At 66.1% G+C, this 17,437-nt stretch carries 15 protein-coding genes; 6 read left to right on the top strand and 9 right to left on the bottom strand.

Annotated elements, in window-relative coordinates; all coding sequences use genetic code 11:
• The first annotated feature begins 72 nt into the window (after positions 1-72).
• Positions 73-843 carry an AfsR/SARP family transcriptional regulator gene (locus CH271_RS13670; protein ID WP_094633918.1) on the top strand — a complete coding sequence of 257 codons (771 nt, stop codon included), beginning with the start codon at positions 73-75 and terminating at the stop codon, positions 841-843.
• Here the strand turns inward: CH271_RS13670 and CH271_RS13665 are convergent.
• On the bottom strand, positions 812-3,442 hold the full coding sequence (locus tag CH271_RS13665; protein WP_094633917.1) for a helix-turn-helix transcriptional regulator: 2,631 nt from the start codon (positions 3,440-3,442) through the stop codon (positions 812-814). The genes CH271_RS13670 and CH271_RS13665 overlap by 32 nt on opposite strands.
• 14 nt (positions 3,443-3,456) lie before the next feature.
• Entirely contained in the window at positions 3,457-4,386 is a 930-nt protein-coding gene (gene coaA / locus CH271_RS13660; RefSeq protein WP_256986416.1) for a type I pantothenate kinase, read from the bottom strand.
• 159 nt (positions 4,387-4,545) lie between these two features.
• On the opposite strand from coaA, the gene CH271_RS13655 reads away from it, so the two are divergent.
• From CH271_RS13655 to CH271_RS13645, 3 genes are all read left to right on the top strand, one after another.
• Positions 4,546-5,742: a DUF885 domain-containing protein gene (locus tag CH271_RS13655; RefSeq protein ID WP_094633916.1), complete on the top strand. Its 1,197-nt coding sequence runs from the start codon at positions 4,546-4,548 to the stop codon at positions 5,740-5,742.
• A gap of 45 nt (positions 5,743-5,787) precedes the next feature.
• A complete protein-coding gene (glyA, locus tag CH271_RS13650) occupies positions 5,788-7,071 on the top strand; it encodes a serine hydroxymethyltransferase (RefSeq protein WP_094633915.1) in 1,284 nt (427 codons plus the stop codon).
• Positions 7,072-7,556: 485 nt separating this feature from the next.
• Positions 7,557-8,882 (top strand): PhoH family protein, encoded by a 1,326-nt coding sequence (locus tag CH271_RS13645; protein WP_170945933.1) that lies wholly within the window; start codon positions 7,557-7,559, stop codon positions 8,880-8,882.
• A gap of 87 nt (positions 8,883-8,969) precedes the next feature.
• Here CH271_RS13645 and CH271_RS13640 read toward each other — a convergent pair whose 3' ends face one another.
• Complete coding sequence (locus tag CH271_RS13640) at positions 8,970-9,377, bottom strand: limonene-1,2-epoxide hydrolase family protein (protein ID WP_179274579.1); 408 nt, start codon at positions 9,375-9,377, stop codon at positions 8,970-8,972.
• Entirely contained in the window at positions 9,374-10,966 is a 1,593-nt protein-coding gene (locus CH271_RS13635; RefSeq protein ID WP_094633986.1) for a serine hydrolase, read from the bottom strand. Before CH271_RS13635 ends, CH271_RS13640 begins: the two co-directional genes overlap by 4 nt.
• 129 nt (positions 10,967-11,095) lie before the next feature.
• Between CH271_RS13635 and CH271_RS13630 the strand changes: the two genes are divergently transcribed.
• The gene (locus tag CH271_RS13630; protein WP_037191404.1) at positions 11,096-11,953 is read left to right on the top strand and encodes an acyl-ACP desaturase; all 858 of its coding nucleotides are present in this window, start codon (positions 11,096-11,098) and stop codon (positions 11,951-11,953) included.
• Positions 11,954-12,053: 100 nt separating this feature from the next.
• On the opposite strand, the gene CH271_RS13625 is transcribed toward CH271_RS13630, so the two are convergent.
• Together CH271_RS13625 and glpX are read right to left on the bottom strand one after the other, a co-directional pair.
• A complete protein-coding gene (locus CH271_RS13625) occupies positions 12,054-13,454 on the bottom strand; it encodes a class II fumarate hydratase (protein ID WP_037191407.1) in 1,401 nt (466 codons plus the stop codon).
• A 46-nt stretch (positions 13,455-13,500) separates the two neighbouring features.
• Positions 13,501-14,541, bottom strand: a complete 1,041-nt coding sequence (glpX, locus tag CH271_RS13620; protein ID WP_037191409.1) for a class II fructose-bisphosphatase — start codon at positions 14,539-14,541, stop codon at positions 13,501-13,503.
• 135 nt (positions 14,542-14,676) lie between these two features.
• Between glpX and CH271_RS13615 the strand changes: the two genes are divergently transcribed.
• Positions 14,677-15,249, top strand: a complete 573-nt coding sequence (locus tag CH271_RS13615) for a DUF4245 domain-containing protein (protein WP_037191411.1) — start codon at positions 14,677-14,679, stop codon at positions 15,247-15,249.
• Here CH271_RS13615 and CH271_RS13610 read toward each other — a convergent pair.
• Genes CH271_RS13610 through CH271_RS13600 form a run of 3 tightly spaced genes read right to left on the bottom strand, consistent with a single transcriptional unit; the run spans position 15,246 to position 17,343 of the window.
• On the bottom strand, positions 15,246-15,467 hold the full coding sequence (locus tag CH271_RS13610; protein WP_037191413.1) for an exodeoxyribonuclease VII small subunit: 222 nt from the start codon (positions 15,465-15,467) through the stop codon (positions 15,246-15,248). The two genes, CH271_RS13615 and CH271_RS13610, sit on opposite strands and share 4 nt — an antisense overlap.
• 14 nt (positions 15,468-15,481) lie before the next feature.
• Positions 15,482-16,744, bottom strand: a complete 1,263-nt coding sequence (xseA, locus tag CH271_RS13605; RefSeq protein WP_094633914.1) for an exodeoxyribonuclease VII large subunit — start codon at positions 16,742-16,744, stop codon at positions 15,482-15,484.
• A complete protein-coding gene (locus CH271_RS13600; protein WP_037191417.1) occupies positions 16,741-17,343 on the bottom strand; it encodes a lipid droplet-associated protein in 603 nt (200 codons plus the stop codon). The genes xseA and CH271_RS13600 overlap by 4 nt, the downstream gene beginning before the upstream one ends.
• Between the last annotated feature and the right edge of the window lie 94 nt (positions 17,344-17,437).

Here is a 17,437-nt window from a genome sequence, read left to right as displayed (position 1 = left end):
ACTACGTACTTGTGCTTGTACCGCTACGTAGACGATGGCGCAGTAGTCCCGGGGCTCGGAGAATTTCCGATCGTGGACTACAACGTGCTCGGACCCATGGTGGTGCGTGACGCGGCCGGCGTGAAGGCGCTCGGTGGGCTCAAGCAACGGACCGTCTTGGCGGTGCTGCTCGTGGACGCGGGAAACGTCGTCGAGTTCGACCGATTGATCGATCTCGTCTGGAACGGCCGTCCGCCGGCCAAGGCTCTGACGTCACTGCGTGCCTACATGGCGAATCTGCGTCGGGTCCTCGGCGCGGAGAACGGCGCCCGGCTCGTCACGACGTCCTGGGGCTATCGGTTGGATCTGGGCAGTGACCGACTCGATCTGCGCCAGTTCGAGATGCTGGCCACGCGCGGGCGGGAGGCATTCGGTCGCGGCCGGTTCGCCGAGGCCGATGGCCAGTTCGGTCGTGCCCTTGCACTGTGGCGGGGCCCCGCGCTCGTCGAATTCGGTGATCTGGCCTTCGCCGTGGACGAGCGGGTACATCTCGACGCGGTGCACTCCGCGGTGTTGGAATCGGTGTTCGAGGCCCGTCTGCAGCTCGGTCGACACGAGACGGTGATCGCCGAGATCGAGCGCGCGCTGCGGGCCGCCCCGTTGCGCGAACACCTGTGGGGTCAGCTGATGATCGCCCTCGACCGGTCACATCGGACGGCCGAGGCCGTGGTCGCCTTTCGGCGGGCCGAGGCAATTCTGCGGACCGAGCTCGGGGTGGCTCCGTCGCAGTACCTGCTCGACATCGAGGCCTCGCTGTACACCGGCGGTTCGGTCAATCGAGCAGAGAGCCTCGTAGCGATGTGAGTTCGGCGCGGGTACTGATGCCCAGCTTTCCGAAGATGCGATTGAGGTGGGTCTCGACGGTGCGGATCGACAGCACGACGGCGGCGGCGATGTCGCGGTTGGACAGGCCGGATGCGGCGAGGGACGCGATCTGGCTTTCGCGTGCCGTCAGAGCCGGGTCTCGTGTTCCGTTCAGCAGCGGCGTGCTGGGATGTCCGCAGCGCGCGGCCAGTACCCGGCCCTGCCGTCCCGCTGTTGCTGCGGCGCGAGGGCTCGTGCGCAGCAACAGGTTTCGGGCATAGAAGTACATCTCGGCCGCGTGTAGGTCCAGGCCGTGCTTTTCGGCGCTCGCGGCCACGGCCACCACCTGTTCGGTGACAGCGGTGTTCGGCCCGGACGATGCGGCGAGCACCTCGACCATGCGTACTTCGGTGCGGGCCAGGTCTCCTTCGATCAGACCTGCCAGCTGGTGGACGGGAGCCAGCGCGGCAGCGGCCCCTCCGCACCGAGCGGCATCGACGTAGGAGAACAGGGCGGGCAGGTGGTGGTCGATAGCGGCATGGGCCTCGCCCGAGGCGATGAGCAGCTCGCACGCATCGTCGACGTCACCGCGGGCCGCGGCGGCCCAGCCGAGCGCCGCCAGACGCGTGCCGCGAGCACCGAACAACGCCGGCGAGGCCGGGTTGTCGAGGTCCGCGGCCTCGATGAGGGCCGACGCCTCCTCCGGTCGTCCGTCGAGCGCGAGGGCGCGGACCAGATCGCACGCCACCATCGGTTCCATCGATCGCTGGCCGAGTGTGCCTGCGAGCGTGTAGGCCTCCGAGCACCAGCGGATCGCCTCGGCCGCATGGCCCTGGGAGAGCAGTAGACCTCCGCGCGCCCACCCGAACCACGCCTGCTGCAGCGGTGAGAACTGTTCGACGGCTTCGTCGTACCGATAGCGAGCGAGGGACGTGGCCTCCTCGAAGTTGCCTGCGCACGCAATCGTGAAGCACCGCGTCAGATCCAGCACCGTCGCCGCCGGATTGTCGGGCTCAGGCTGCACCCGGGCGAGCGCGGAGAACGCGGTCGACAATCGGCCTGCGACGGTGGCCCCGGCAGCGACGGCGAAGCTGGCCGAGATCAGCGTCGCGCCGACGAGGTCGTCCATCAGAGGTTCGAGCAAGGCCAGCGAACCCGCCGTGTCTCCGATCGCATGCATCATCAGGCCTCGCTGCGCTCGCAGCTGCGTGCGGATGGCGGGATCGATGACGGCATGTTCGGTACTGGAGTTCAGCGCCAGCGCCCGCGCCGGATCCGCCAGCCGCAGCACCATGTTGTCGGTACACGCGCGCACGGCCGTCGCGCGTCGAATGTCGTTGTCGGCCCCCCGAAGAAGGTCGTCGAGCCGCTGCTGTGCGGATTCGGTCATGCCGAGCTGGCTCTCCGCGGACGCGAGGACGAGCTGGGCATCGAACCCGCCGCCGGCCGCCGCAGCGGCCGAGGCCAGCTTGCGCGTCGTCTCCGGGGGTACGAAGCGCCACGACAACCGAGCCGCCTCCACCGCAGTCGGGGCATCGAGCGAGACGCCCGCATCGATACGAAGCAGTGCAGCGGTGACGCGTTCGCGTGGGCCGAGCCCGTCGGTCGAGGCGTCGAGGGCGTCGGCGACCGTCAGGCTCAGACGACGCCTGCGCAAGGTGGCCATGTCCTCGGTGCGCACCTGTGCGGTGATGGGCGTCGAGAACGTCACCCGGTCGATGTTCTGTTCGGCGCGGATCGTCAGTACGCCCGCCGATTCGAGTTCCTCGATCAGACGTGGATCCATCACGGCGGCTGCGGCTCCGAACGCCAGCGAACCGGCCACGGCGACCATGTCGAGAGCGTCGTCGATTTCGGCAGCACCGGCGTAGTCGGCGAGCGCGATCACCTCGGCCAGATGATCACGCACCACATCGGCCAGACCGGCCGACACGGGCAGGGGAGCGGACAGGTGCCACACGTGGGACGTGACCGTCAACGCGCGGCGCTCGACCGCCGTTGCCACCAGATCTCTCAGCGCCACGAGGTTGCCGGAGGACAATGCGGTGACTGCGAACACTGCAGCGCTGTCGACTATTTCGCCGTTGCGACCGAGCATCGACTCGATCAGTGATCGGCACTGCTCTTCAGTGAGCGGCTCGAGATCGATGCGGTCGATCACACCGTCCTTCCACAGGGCGTCGAGCACGGGGGTGCGGCGTCGACCCGCGCTGACACTGGCGAGCACGAACAGATCCTTCGATCCGACGCGACGTGCGAGAAGCTCGATGGTCGAATCGGCCAGCCATTGGGCGTCGTCGATGACCACGACGGTGCGTCGACCGCCGTGCGCGTCCGCCAGCGTGGCGGCCAGAGCTCGGTCGGATTCGACGGGGACGAATCCGGTACCGGTCGGCATCACCGTCACCACTCGGTGGGGGTGCCATCCCAGTTTCACCAGCGACCGCACCGCCTCGGTCAACAGGCGAGTTCGGCCGACACCGGGCGCGGCCTTGACGGCCATGCCGCCGTACCTGCCGGCGGCATGCAGAATTCGCTGCAGCTCGCCGTCTCGACCGATCAGCGGAACCTCGCCGATCGACCGCTTTTCCACCGCCATCGATGGATTATGGTCTACAACTTACGAAGCCGCAGCCGGTTGATCGCGTGATCGTTGTCCTTACGCAGCACCATCGTCGCTCGCGGTCGCGTCGGGAGGATGTTCTCCACCAGATTCGGCAGGTTGATCGAATGCCACAGATCCTCGGCCGCAATCTGCGCGTGGTCGTCGGACAGGCCTGCATAATGGTGGAAGTGCGAGGACGGATCGGTGAACGACGTCTTGCGCAATGCGAGAAAGCGTTTGACGTACCAACTCTCGATGTCCTCGATCCGCGCGTCGACGTAGATCGAGAAGTCGAACAGGTCCGAGACCATCAACCGCGGTCCGGTCTGTAATACGTTGAGCCCCTCCACGATCAGGATGTCGGGCTGCCGGACCATGTGGTACTGGCCCTTGACGATGTCGTACGAGACGTGCGAATAGACCGGTGCGCCGACCTCTTCGGTCCCGGACTTGACCTCGGTGACGAACCTGAGCAGCTTGCGCCGGTCGTAACTTTCGGGAAATCCCTTGCGGTGCAGTATGCCTCGACGCATGAGCTCGGCCGTCGGGTACAGGAATCCGTCGGTGGTGACCAGATCGACCCGCGGATGATGGTCCCATCGGGCCAGGAGTGCCTGCAGCACACGGGCCGTCGTCGACTTTCCGACGGCGACGCTCCCCGCGACCCCGATGACGAACGGGACCTGACGGTCGGGGTGCTTCTCGCCGAGGAACGTCGCGGTCGCGGCGAACAGTCGTTGCCGAGCCGCGACCTGGAGGTGAATCAGTCGTGCCAGTGGCAGATAGACCTCGGCCACCTCGTCGAGATCGATCTGTTCACCCAGACCACGCAGACCGACGAGCTCTTCCTCGGTCAGCACCAACGGCGTGGATTGACGTAGCGTGCGCCACTGCACACGGTCGAACTCGACGTACGGACTGGACTCGCTCACGCACAGCTCCGACCGGAGTCGTTCCGCAGGCTCCACTCGTGCCACGTCAGAGCTGCGGAGGGTTCGGCTGAGCTCCTGTCGAGCGCGAGTCGCATGGTTCCAGATTGTGCTCGGTGCCGGTCGATCGCGCGCGGGCGGGGTCGTTCGCCGTACTAGGGTTCGGATATGGATGCTGCTTCCCTCGTTCGTGAATACCTGCTGCTGGGCCTGAGTTTCGACCGGCTCGAAGACGGATTCGTCGATGCATACACCGGCGATCCCGAGTTGCGTCGCATCACCGAGAACGCCCCCGCGCCCGAGCCGCGGGAGCTGATCCGTCGAGCACAGACTCTGCGCGCCGAGCTCGGCAACGTCGATCTGACACCCGAGCGCACGACGTTCCTCGACGTCCACCTGCGCGCGCTCGAATGCTCGGCGCGCAAGTTCGCCGGCGAGGACATCGGTTTCGTCGACGAGGTGTACGCCTACTTCGACGTCCGAATCTCCGCGGGCGATCAGGACCAGTACCTGCAAGCACACCGCAAGATGGACGAGGTTCTCGCCGGTCCCGGGTCGCTCGGCGAACGGTTGATCGCGCATCGCCGTGCCGACGTCGTTCCGGCCGACCGACTGCAGGACTGCGTCGAGGCGTTCTCGTCCGCGTTGCGCGACCGCGTCCGCGCCGAATACACGCTGCCCGACACCGAGAAGGTCACCTACGAGGTCGTCGGAGACAAGCCGTGGTCGGGATTCAACTACTACCTCGGCGACTACCGGTCCACCGTCGCGATCAACTCCGACATCGAGCAGCAGATGGCCAATCTGCCGCAGCTGATCGCGCACGAGTCCTACCCGGGACACCACACCGAGCACTGCCGCAAGGAGACCGGGTTGGTCGGCGCAGGCCAACTGGAGCAAACGCTGTTCCTGGTCAACACCCCGCAGTGTCTGATGGCCGAGGGCCTGGCCGATCACGCGCTCGGGGCCGTCGTCGGCGAAGGCTGGGGTCCGTGGGCGCAGGAGATCTACGCCGATCTGGGACTGCGATTCGACGGCGAGAAGGCCGAGCGTCTCTCGGCTGCGTCGAGCCAGTTGCTCGGGGTGCGGCAGGACGCCGCGCTGCTCCTGCACGATCAGCACAAGAGCGAGGACGACGTGGCTGCCTACCTGGAGCGATGGTCGTTGGCATCGCCGCAGCGCGCCCGGCACAGCCTGCGCTTTCTGTCCTCCCCGCTGTGGCGGGCGTACATCAGCACCTATGTCGAGGGCTACAAGCTGCTCGCCGGCTGGTTGGACCGAGGTGAGACGGCCGGTGAGCGCGCGCAACTGTTCGGCAGGCTGCTCGACGAGCCACTGACACCGGGTGCACTACGCGTCTCGTAAACTGGGCGAGCCCCCTTACTCTGCTGTCCCTTGGAGACTCCTGTTATGACTGACGTCAACAACCTGTCACTGGCCGAACTCGATCCCGAGGTCGCCGAGGCGATGGCCGGTGAGCTGGGTCGTCAGCGCGACACGCTGGAGATGATCGCCTCCGAGAACTTCGTCCCGCGCGCGGTGCTGCAGGCCCAGGGCAGCGTCTTGACCAACAAGTACGCCGAGGGCTACCCCGGCCGCCGCTACTACGGCGGCTGCGAACACGTCGACATCGTCGAGGATCTCGCGCGCAACCGCGCCAAGGAACTCTTCGGTGCCGAGTTCGCGAACGTGCAGCCACACGCGGGCGCGCAGGCCAACGCGGCCGTGCTGATGGCACTGATCAACCCGGGCGACAAGATCATGGGCCTCGACCTGGCGCACGGCGGCCACCTCACCCACGGCATGAAGCTCAACTTCTCGGGCAAGCTCTACGAGGTCGAGTCCTACGGGGTGTCGAAGGAAGACCACCGGATCGACATGGACGAGGTGCGCAAGCAGGCCATCGCCGCCAAGCCGCAGGTGCTCATCGCCGGCTGGTCCGCCTACCCGCGCCACCAGGACTTCGCTGCGTTCCGCTCCATCGCCGACGAAGTGGGCGCACTGCTCTGGGTCGACATGGCGCACTTCGCCGGACTCGTCGCCGCAGGCGTGCACCCCTCGCCCGTGCCGTACGCAGACGTCGTCTCCTCCACCGTCCACAAGACCCTCGGTGGACCGCGTTCCGGCATCATCCTGGCCAAGAAGGAATGGGCCAAGAAGCTCAACTCCGCAGTGTTCCCCGGTCAGCAGGGCGGGCCGCTGATGCACGCCATCGCCGCCAAGGCAGTCGCCTTCAAGATCGCTGCGACGCCCGAGTTCAAGGAACGCCAGGAGCGCACCCTGCTCGGTGCATCGCTGCTCGCCGAGCGTCTCACCGGTGCCGATGTCGCAGACAAGGGCATCTCCGTCCTCACCGGCGGCACCGACGTGCACCTCGCACTCGTCGACCTGCGCAACTCCGAGCTCGACGGCCAGCAGGCCGAGGACCTCCTGCACGAGGTCGGCATCACCGTCAACCGCAACGCAGTGCCCTTCGACCCGCGCCCGCCGATGGTCACCTCCGGCCTGCGCATCGGCACCGGCGCACTGGCCACCCGCGGATTCGGCGAAGCCGAGTTCACCGAGGTCGCCGACATCATCGGTACCGCCCTGGCCACCGGCGAGGCCAGCGATTCCCTCAAGGACCGCGTGGTGAAACTGGCACAGAGCAAGCCACTGTACGAGGGCCTCGAAGACTGGGGATTGCTCGGCTGACCGACGCGCCCACCCCGCCCGCGTCAATGGACCATTGAACCGCTCAGACGTGTGCAGTGGTCCATTCACGCAGCACCCCGGTCCGCGTCAATGGACCATTGCACCGCTCAGACGTGTGCAGTGGTCCATTCACCCATCCGCGTCGGATCAATGTGGCTTTCAGTCGATCTGAGTGCAACGAAGTCGCATCGATTCACCCGGGGGGAGGGCACTTTCGATACCGGTCGCCCGGTGACCAGGGTCGATGTCGACGTAACGCGTTGTTCACCGACACGCCAGACTTCCAGCGAGCCGATACTGGATTTCGGCGGTACCGTCGGCAGTAACAGGCAGCGGGGAAGCTACCTGTGCGGGAGGTTCTGATACGTGACTGAGCTAGTGAGCGCGAGAGGGCCGGTACCCGGTCCTCGTGTCACCTGACACATCGGACCCGACCGGCCGAGCGACAGAGTTTGCGCGGTGCCGCGCAGACGTAGGAGCCCCACGTGACCACTTCACGCTCCGTTTCCGCCCCTCTTCGGACATTCGTGCTCGATACCTCGGTCCTGCTCTCGGATCCCTGGGCAGTCATCCGGTTCGCCGAGCACAATGTGGTACTTCCGTTGATCGTGATCAGCGAGTTGGAGGGCAAACGCCACCATCACGAATTGGGATGGTTCGCGCGGGAATCCTTGCGCATGCTCGACGACCTGCGAGTCGAGTTCGGCCGACTCGACCAGCCGGTTCCCATCGGAACATCCGGTGGCACACTGCAAGTCGAGCTCAATCACACCGATCCGTCGGTGCTTCCCGTCGGGTTCCGCACCGACTCCAACGATTCTCGAATCCTCGCCTGCGCCCTGAACCTGGCGGCCGAAGGCAAGGACGTCGTGCTCGTCAGCAAGGACATTCCGTTGCGCGTCAAGGCCGGTGCCGTCGGTCTTCCCGCCGACGAGTACCACGCTCACGACGTCGTGCCGTCCGGTTGGACCGGTATGACCGAGCTCGATGTGCCGTCCGATGCGGTCGACACACTGTTCAACGACGGCGTCATCGACCTGGCGGAGGCGCGAGACCTGCCGTGCCACACAGGAGTTCGACTGCTTGCCGGACGGCAGAGTGCGCTGGGGCGCGTCACGCCCGACAAGCAGATCCAACTCGTGCGCGGTGAGCGAGAGGCGTTCGGCCTGCACGGTCGCTCGGCAGAACAGCGAGTGGCGCTGGATCTTCTGCTCGACGAGAGCATCGGCATCGTCTCGCTCGGTGGAAAGGCCGGCACCGGTAAGTCCGCTCTGGCGCTGACTGCCGGACTCGAGGCCGTCCTCGAACGACGCTCGCATCGGAAAGTCGTTGTCTTCCGGCCGCTGTACGCCGTCGGCGGTCAGGAGCTCGGCTATCTCCCCGGTAGCGAGAGCGAGAAGATGGGCCCCTGGGGACAGGCGGTCTTCGACACCCTCGAAGGGCTCGCGAGCCCGGAGGTGATGGAGGAGGTCATCGCCCGCGGAATGCTGGAAGTGTTGCCGCTGACGCACATTCGCGGCCGATCGCTGCACGATTCCTTCGTGATCGTCGACGAGGCACAGTCACTCGAGCGCAACGTCCTGCTGACGGTACTGTCCCGACTGGGTTCGGGCTCACGGGTCGTACTCACCCACGACGTCGCTCAGCGAGACAACCTACGAGTCGGACGACACGACGGCGTGGCTGCAGTAATCGAAAAGCTCAAGGGACACCCACTTTTCGCGCACATCACCCTCACTCGCAGTGAGCGTTCACCGATCGCTGCACTGGTGACGGAGATGCTCGAAGAGTTCGGCCCGTCGGGAGCCTGACCCCCCCTCGTGAGCGTGGAGCCTGCGGGTCGTTCCGCAGGCTCCACTCCTGCCTCTTAGTCCACCACGAGGTTCCGCTCACAAGGGTCACCGGCCGACTGCGGCCCGGAATGCTCCTCGTGCAACACCTTTCATGAAGTCGACAGTGTCGAAGTAGTCTCGCCACACGGCCACTCTGCCGTCGCGCAGCTCGAAGGTTCCGCACACCCAGAACTCGATCCGAAGCCGACGCCAGATCAGCACATCTGTGCGCTCGGTGAGAACGATGTTTCCGTCGGCCGCGATGTTGTGCACGATCACGTGGAAGCCGAACGCAGGCTTGGCGAGCATCGCCATGAACCTGCCCACGTTCGAGGTGCCGCGCACCTTCGGTAATCCGACGTTGTGCCAGACGATGTCGTCGTCGAGGAGCGACATCGCGCGATCGGTGTCTCGACTTCGCAACGCGTCGAACAGATCCATCACGGTCTCGGTTGCCTGCTGTGTCTCGGTCATCTGGTGAACCGCCCCAATCCATCGCCGTCGAAGAACTCGAGCGTCAGCGTATTCGCGTTGAACGTCGCCTGGGAAATGGTTCCGTCCGGTGCGTTCTCGCCCGTCGGCTCGAACGTGAACGTGTCACCGTCCCAGGGCGTCAACTCGTACGACGTCGAGTTCGGTCCGAGGGACAACACCAACTCGCCGTTGACCTCCGCCACCGTCGCCGGCCCCCAGTAGCTGTTCTGGTACACCCCAACGTACGACGCGAGAGGTTGTGGCGCAGTGGGATTCGTGGGAGCGGTCTTGCCTGCGAGCTCGCCCTCCGGTTCGCTCATGCCGGCGAAGGCATTCTTGTACAGCGTTCGCCAGTCCTCCCGCACCTCACCGAACTGAACGAGGTCGGCGAACTCGGCAGTGACCGTTTCGGCGATGCCGAGGGGTGCGGCGTTGGTCAGTACGACGATGGCGACGTCGAGCGAAGGAATCCAGACGAAGTTGGTGCCCGCTCCCAGAGCGAACGCTCCCGAATGACTCACCGTCGTGCGGCCGGCCGCACTGGTGGAGACATTGAATCCGAAGCCGTAGTAGCCGGCGCGTGAGTCCGGTGTCGCCGACGGGCTCGACACGATCTGCGCGCTGACGGCGGGCAGAAGGGCATCGGGATCGACGAGCTCTCGTCCGTCGTGGGTGCCGTCGGCGACGAGCATCGTCAGCCACTTCGCGAGATCGTTCACCGAGGAGCTGACGCCACCGGCCGGGGTCTGTGGATCGGGTTCCCGCTGATACTTCGCCTGATACTCGCCGTCGACCAGTACGTGGGGTACGGCCCGATCGGCCCGCGACATGTAGTCCGCGAACGACGAGCTGGTCGAGGTCATACCGAGCGGGCCGTAGATCGTGTCCTGGCTGAGGGTGTCCCAGTCCTTGCCCGACGCCGCAGCGACGGCTTCGGCCGCGGCCGTGATCCCGAAGTTGGTGTAGTGGTACGTGGAGCGGAACGGGTCGAGGGGCACCTCCCGAAGGCGTTCGAGAATTTGGCGCCGGTCGTAGCCGAGATCCTCGAGCAGATCGCCTTCGTGCTCGGGCAGCCCGCTTCGATGCGCGTAGAAGTCGCCTACCGTGACGTTCTCGGTCACCCACGGATCGTCGAGCGCGAACCACGGCAACTGCGAGACCACCGGCGTCGACCAGTCGACCACGCCCGCTCCCACCTGGGACGCGATGACCGTCGCACCGACCGATTTGGACAGCGAGGCCAACTGGAACACCGAGTCGCCGTCGACCGGATCGTCCTTGCCCACTTCGCGGACGCCGAAGCCCTTCGAGTAGACGACGTCCGAGCCGTGCACGACGGCAATGGCCATACCGGGGATGTTCGACGACGCCATCAGCTCCTCGGCAATGCCGTCGAGCTTGCCGACCGCCTCGTCGATGCGGCCGGTCGGAACATCGACGCCCGCGACCTGACCGGGGGAGAGGTCGCTGGGCGGGGCGGGCTCGGATGTCGGTGGACTGTCTGCGGTCGGTGCGTCGTTCGAGCACCCGACCAGCACGACCATCGAGCACGCAACAGCAAGACGCAGAAAATTTCGACCCGACCGCATCATGAGGAGTCCTCACTTCGATGACTGGATGCACCTGAGAATAGACCTGCAACGACCTGGTGTTAGGAGAATTCACAATGGTCAGGGGCACGACGTCGGGCGCTCAGGTGTAGGCGCTACGGTTACCGCATGTCTACGAACCTGTCCGACGGTGATCTGCTGGTCCGTTTGGAGCCCGCGGTCGAAGAGAATCTACGACGCCACATCGAGGCTGCCAGCGACTGGCATCCCCACGATCTCGCGCCGTTCGACGAGGGCAAGAACTTCGCGTTCCTCGGCGGCGAGGACTGGACGCCGGAGCAGTCGCACCTCAGCGATGTCGAGATCCTGTCCGCCACGGTCGGCGTGTTGGTGGCCGACAACCTGCCCGCGTACCACCGCGAACTGGCCCACGCGCTCACCGGCCTCGGAGCCTGGTGGAAGTGGACCGGCCGGTGGACGTCGGAGGAGAACCGGCAGTCGATCGTGCTGCGCAACTTCCTGGTGCTCACCCGCGCAGTCGATCCGGTCGCCCTCGAGCGTGTCCGGATGGAGCACATGACGCTCGGATACGACGCCCCCAGCCAGCATCTGCTCGACATCCTCGCGCATTTCGCCATCGAGGAAGCCGCAGCCTCACTGCGTAACCGCAACACCATCGCCCTCGGCAAGGACCCGGTTCTCGCCACCATCCTCGGCCGGATCGCCGACGACGACGCGCTGCAGTCGGCATTCTTCGCCAGCATCCTCGACGAGGCATTCGCCGTGGTGCCCGACCAGGCCGCCCGCGCCATCGCGGACCGGATCAACGGGTTCAAGATTCCCGAGGTCGACCTTCCCGAGCGGGGCAGCAGCACCGCAGCGCTCGCCGAAGCCGGAATCTACGACGCCGATCAGGAACGCGACAAGGTGTTCAAGCCGCTGCTCGCAGGCTGGAAGATCTTCGACCGCACCGATCTGGGCGAGGACGGGCTGAAGGCACGCGAGGAACTCGCGCACCTCGCCTGAGGTTCGGCCCCTTTCGAAAGCGTGAATGGTCCATTGCACACGTCTCGGCGGTGCAATGGACCATTCACGCGTTCAGGGGTCCGGCGGGCGAACCGAAAAGCTAGTCCTTGACCTTCGCCATGGCGAGGACGTCGAGGCGCTTGTCGAGTTCGGCCTCACTGAGTTTGTCGCCGATCAGTCCGCGGTCGATGACCGTCTGACGGATCGTCTTCTTCTCCTTGAGTGCCTGCTTGGCGACGGCGGCAGCTTCCTCGTAGCCGATCGCGGAGTTCAGGGGCGTCACGATGGACGGCGAGGACTCGGCGAGGGTCTTGAGGTGCTCCACGTTGGCTTCGAGGCCGACGACGCACTTGTCTGCGAACAGCACCGAGACGTTGGCGAGCAGCTTGAACGACTCGAGCAGGTTGCGCGCCATCATCGGGATGTACACGTTGAGCTCGAATGCGCCCGACGCGCCGCCGAATGCGACTGCGGCGTCGTTGCCGATGACCTGAGCCGCGACCTGCGTAACAGCCTCGGGCAGAACGGGATTGACCTTGCCGGGCATGATGGAGCTGCCGGGCTGCAGGTCGGGGAGGGTGATCTCGCCGAGTCCGGTGAGCGGTCCCGATCCCATCCAGCGAATGTCGTTGGCAATCTTGGTCAGTGAGACCGCGATGGTGCGCAGTGCGCCCGAGGCCTCGACGAGTCCGTCACGTGCGGCCTGCGCCTCGAACGAATCCTTGGCGGCGGTGAGTGCATCGATACCGGTCGACTCGACCAGTGCTGCAACGACTTTCGGGCCGAAGCCGTCGGGTGCGTTGAGTCCGGTGCCGACCGCGGTGCCGCCGATGGGCAGTTCACCGAGGCGCGGCAGGGTGGCCTCGACGCGCTCGATGCCGGCCTCGATCTGACGGGCGTAGCCGCCGAATTCCTGACCGAGGGTGACCGGAACGGCATCCATGAGGTGGGTGCGGCCGGACTTCACGACGTGCTTCCACTCCGTGGCCTTGACCACGAGAGCCTCGTGGAGGTGGCGCAGTGCTGGCACGAGCGACGTCACGGCTGCCTCGGTGGCGGCGACGTGAGTGGCCGTCGGGAACGTGTCGTTGGAGGACTGCGACATGTTGACGTGATCGTTGGGGTGCACCTCGACGCCGTTCGCCTTGGCGATCGACGCGATGACCTCGTTGGCGTTCATGTTGGAGCTGGTGCCCGAGCCGGTCTGGAAGACGTCGATCGGGAACTGGTCGTCGTGCTTGCCGTCGGCGATCTCGGTGGCGGCGGCGATGATCGCGTCGGCCAGTGCGCCGTCGAGCAGACCGAGGTCCTTGTTGACCTGCGCGCAGGCTGCCTTGAGCAGGCCCATCGCGCGAATCTGAGTGCGCTCGAGCGGACGGCCCGAGATGGGGAAGTTCTCCACGGCACGCTGCGTCTGGGCACGCCAGAGCGCATCGATGGGAACGCGAACCTCTCCCATGGTGTCGTGCTCGATCCGGAACTGCTGTTCGTTCTCTGTCATTGACCTCTTGCCTCGGTAGGGGTGCGGAAACTTCGTCGAGCGGTCGTCAGAAGGACGGGATGGCGCCGGAGGTGTCGCCGTCGAAGTCGATGGTCGAGTACTCCTTGAGCTTGTTGAGCTGGTGGTACGCGTCGATCATGCGGACGGTGCCGGACTTCGAGCGCATCACGATGGACTGCGTGTGCGCGCCGCCGCCCGAGTAGCGGACGCCCTGGAGCAGGTCGCCGTCGGTGACGCCGGTCGCGGTGAAGAAGACGTTCTCGCCCGAGACCAGGTCTTCGGTGGACAGGACGCGATCGAGATCGTGTCCGGCGTCGATCGCCTTCTGGCGCTCGTCGTCGTCGGTCGGAGCCAACATGCCCTGGTGCACGCCACCCATGCAGCGCATGGCGGCAGCCGCGATGATGCCCTCGGGAGTTCCACCGGTGCCCATGAGGATGTCGATGGGGGAGGTGGGGCGAGCGGCGGCGATGGCACCGGCGACGTCGCCGTCGGAGATCAGCCGAATGCGGGCACCGGTGTCGCGGACCTGCTGAATCAGCTCGGCGTGCCGGGGTCGGTCGAGGATGCACACCGTGACGTCGGAGGTGGATCCCTTCTTGATCTTGGCGACGCGGGCGATGTTCTCCGCGACCGGTGCGGTGATGTCGATGACGTCGGCGAAGTCGGGTCCGACGGCGATCTTCTTCATGTAGAAGACGGCGGACGGATCGAACATCGCGCCGCGCTCGGCCACGGCGAGAACCGAGATGGCGTTGGGCATGCCCTTGGCCATCAGCGTGGTGCCGTCGACGGGATCGACGGCGAAGTCGACCTCGGGTCCGTTGCCGTTGCCGACCTGTTCGCCGTTGTAGAGCATCGGCGCTTCGTCCTTCTCGCCCTCGCCGATGACGACGACGCCGCGCATCGAGACCGAGCTGACCAACTGACGCATGGCGTCGACTGCTGCTCCGTCGCCACCTTCCTTGTCGCCGCGACCGACCCAGCGACCCGAGGCGAGCGCACCGGCCTCGGTGACGCGTACGAGTTCGAGTGCGAGGTTGCGATCTGGCGCCATGGCGCGAGTGGACTCGGTGCTGGCCGTCATCGGTTTGTAGCCTCCTGGTTGGTGGGGTGTTACCCAGGCGCGATTATCTCACTTCTGTGATGCCCGCGGTGGGGTCGGGTCGTCTGTGAGGCACGCGCCGATCGAGCACTGCTGCGCAGAGGGGATACTGGTGGGGTGGCAAACAGCAAACCTCGGATTCTCAACAACAGCCGCGACATGGTGTGGTCGCTCATTCCGCTGGTCATCGCGTGTTTGTTGATTGCGGGCATCGCCAGTCAGTGCTCGCTGAGCCCCGGCGGGCCCCAGCAGGGCCCCATCCCCAACTTCGACATCGACACCGCGTTGCAGTACGACGCGTCGGAAATCGGCTTTCCGGTGCGTAATCCGGCTGTTCCCGAGGATTGGACGCCCAACTCGGGCAGTCGCCCGACGATCGCAGGCGACAACGGCGGACCGGTGTCGACTGTCGGATACATCACCGGATCGGGTGCGTATCTACAACTGACCCAGACCAGCGCCGTCGAGGAGGTGTTGGTTCCCTTCGTGGCCGGCGACGAGACGGTGTACGCGTCGGGCGCGCAGAACGTGTCGGGTCGAGACTGGGTCGTCTACGGCGAGGAAGGCTCGCGGAAGTACTGGGTCTCGGACTTCGGCGATGTGCGAATCCTGCTGGGCGGTACCGCGAACGATGGGGACTTCACCACGCTCGCCGAGTCGCTCGAGGTCACCGAACCGCTCGCGCCCTAGCTGTCCTTCTCGGTGCTCGCGAGCGCGGTCTCGATCCGCTTGCGGGCACCGGCGAGCTGCTCCTCGCAGCGAGTGGCCAGCTGCTCTCCCCGCTCCCACAGGGCCAGGGAGGCGTCGAGATCGAGGCCGCCCTGCTCGAGGATCTTCACCACGCCCACCAGTTCGTCGCGGGCCTCTTCGTAGCCCAGTTCCGATACCGGCTTGTCGTTCTCGCTCATCCGTACTCCTTCTGTCATTTGATTCGCCCCATGACTGCGGCGGTGACGGCACCGTCGGCCACGCGCACTCTGATCTGTGTACCCGGTGGCGCGTCCTCGACCGAACGCAGAACCTCGGGATCCGAACCCGCGACCACCCGCTGTACGACGGCATAGCCCCGAGCAAGTGTGGCAGCAGGTCCCAGCGTCGACAGCCTGGCCCGCAGGTGTTCGACGAGCGTGTCCTGGGTGGTGAGTTCGCGCTGCACGTCGCGTCGGGCCGCGTCGAGCAGCCGCCGAACCTCCTCGCGACGTTGCTCGAGCGAGGCCAGTGGGTCCGCCAGCACCGGCCGGTGTCGGAGCATGTCCAGGCCGCGTGCCTCGCGCTCGACCCAATTGCGGAGCGCTGCAGCGCTTCTCGACTTCAGTTCCGAGACCAGAGCTTGTTCGGCGACGGCGTCGGGCACCACGAGTTTGGCGGCATCGGTGGGGGTTGCGGCCCGCAGGTCCGCTACGTGGTCGCTCAGTGGGCTGTCGGGCTCGTGGCCGATGGCACTGACGATCGGCGTGGTGGCGCGAGAGATGGCGCGGCACAGAGCCTCGTCCGAGAACGGCAGCAGATCCTCGACGCTACCGCCGCCGCGGGCCAGGATGATGACGTCGACGCTTGGGTCGTCGTTCAGTTCCTTCAGCGCGTCCAGAATCGCCGGGACTGCCTGCGGCCCCTGGACCGGGGTGTTGCGAACCTCGAATCGGACCGCGGGCCAACGTCTCTGCGCGACGGTCAGTACGTCCTTCTCGGCTGCGCTGGCGCGGGCGGTGATCAGGCCGATGGTGCCCGGCAGGAACGGCAGCGGACGTTTGAGGCGTGGGTCGAACAACCCCTCGGCGGCGAGCAGGGCTCTGAGTCGTTCGATGCGAGCCAGCAGCTCGCCGACCCCCACCGCACGAATGTCGGTGGCGCGCAGCGAGATCGTTCCCCTACCGGTGAAGAACGACAGCTTTCCGTAGAGGATGACGCGCGCACCCTCGGTCAGCGGAACGGGTGAACGCTCGAGCAACTGCGGCGAACACGTGACCGACAGCGACATGTCGGCCGACGGATCACGCAGCGTCAGAAAGGCAGTCCTGGTGCCGGGGCGAGCATTGATCTGGGTGAGCTGCCCTTCCACCCAGATGGAGCCGAGCTTGTCGATCCAGCCGGCAACCTTCATGGCGACGGTACGCACCGGCCATGGCTGTTCGGCGGTGCTCGCGCCTGGCTGGGTGGGACCGGACTGGGGTGGGGGAGTGCTCACTTGGCCTTGGCGGTGGTGATGCGGTTGGCGAGCATCGTCTGGAAGGGCGCGCGGGAGAGCGTGTCGTTCTCGTAGTCGAGCAGGGTTTCGAGGTCCTCGATCGAGAGCGTGCGCAGTCGGGCGCGCAGCTGTGCAAGGGCAAGGGTGTCGAAGTCGATCATCTCGACGATCTCGGGCTTGTCGGCGGATCGAGCGCGCTTGGCCGAGGTGTCCTGGACCGGCTCGTCCAGCGGAGGCGTCGAGTACAGAGCGAAGCGACCGTTCGCCGCGACCGGCTCGGCCACGGGGGCGTCGGGGACATCGACGTCGTCGGTGATCACGGGGGCGAGGAAGGTGTTCTCGTCTTCGTCCTCGTCGAAGCTGGCCCAGGACGGCTGCTCCTCGGTCGGGGTGCCGATGACCGGCAGGCTCGCGATGACCAGATCGCCCTTGATGGCCAACGCCGTCACCTGCTGCTGGAATCGCATGCTGCGCGCCAGTGCCTCGCTGACGACCGTCATCGGCAGCATCAGGGCGGAACCGGGAAGCTTGCGAGCCTCTTCCACGACGGTCACGGCGACGCCTGCAGCCACACGCGCTGCAAAGGGGACTCGAGTCATGTGCACCAGACTGCCCGAAACGGTGAACTTTGGGTAGCCGACAGGCTGTACGCCCCTCTCCAGCCGGGGCTGAGGGACGTGGAAAAGAGGCGGG

Source organism: Rhodococcus sp. 05-340-2 (genome assembly GCF_002258915.1).
Taxonomy (GTDB): domain Bacteria; phylum Actinomycetota; class Actinomycetes; order Mycobacteriales; family Mycobacteriaceae; genus Rhodococcoides.
Note: the sequence above shows the minus strand (reverse complement) of the source record. Positions and strands in the feature narration are given on the sequence as shown.

Coding starts and splice junctions, on each gene's coding strand:
- CH271_RS13665 (WP_094633917.1), bottom strand. CDS start 3,442: ATGGCGGTGGAAAAGCGGTCGATCGGCGAGGTTCCGCTGATCGGTCGA.
- CH271_RS13655 (WP_094633916.1), top strand. CDS start 4,546: ATGGATGCTGCTTCCCTCGTTCGTGAATACCTGCTGCTGGGCCTGAGT.
- glyA (WP_094633915.1), top strand. CDS start 5,788: ATGACTGACGTCAACAACCTGTCACTGGCCGAACTCGATCCCGAGGTC.
- CH271_RS13640 (WP_179274579.1), bottom strand. CDS start 9,377: ATGACCGAGACACAGCAGGCAACCGAGACCGTGATGGATCTGTTCGAC.
- CH271_RS13635 (WP_094633986.1), bottom strand. CDS start 10,966: ATGCGGTCGGGTCGAAATTTTCTGCGTCTTGCTGTTGCGTGCTCGATG.
- CH271_RS13630 (WP_037191404.1), top strand. CDS start 11,096: ATGTCTACGAACCTGTCCGACGGTGATCTGCTGGTCCGTTTGGAGCCC.
- CH271_RS13625 (WP_037191407.1), bottom strand. CDS start 13,454: ATGACAGAGAACGAACAGCAGTTCCGGATCGAGCACGACACCATGGGA.
- glpX (WP_037191409.1), bottom strand. CDS start 14,541: ATGACGGCCAGCACCGAGTCCACTCGCGCCATGGCGCCAGATCGCAAC.
- CH271_RS13610 (WP_037191413.1), bottom strand. CDS start 15,467: ATGAGCGAGAACGACAAGCCGGTATCGGAACTGGGCTACGAAGAGGCC.
- CH271_RS13600 (WP_037191417.1), bottom strand. CDS start 17,343: ATGACTCGAGTCCCCTTTGCAGCGCGTGTGGCTGCAGGCGTCGCCGTG.